The sequence below is a fragment of the Bradyrhizobium sp. Leo114 genome (assembly GCF_055229415.2).
Map to the genome: position 1 here is coordinate 1 of NZ_JBUYEN020000257.1, position 265 is coordinate 265.

At 61.9% G+C, this 265-nt stretch carries 1 pseudogene; it reads left to right on the plus strand.

Features of this window, described 5'->3' with window-relative positions:
* Positions 1-48: 48 nt before the first annotated feature.
* A pseudogene (locus ACZIRK_RS45640) lies at positions 49-265 on the plus strand (helix-turn-helix domain-containing protein); the annotation flags it as partial.

Consider the following 265-nt stretch of genomic DNA (forward strand, 5'->3'; position numbering starts at 1 on the left):
CAGATCGGTTCTGATTCAACATGCTGGCTGGGAAGGAGGCCGGCATGGATGGGGCGAGCGTATTCGACTGATCTGCGTGAGCGCGTGGTTGACGCCGTCTGCGAGGGCGGCCTGTCGTGCCATCAGGTGGCGGCGCAATTGGTGTAGGCATCAGCACGGCCATTCTCTGGGTGCAGCGCTTTCGCCGGACCGGCAGCGTCGAGCCGGATCAGATCGGCGGCTACAAGCCGAAGAAGATTTCGGGAAAGCATCGTGATTGGCTGGT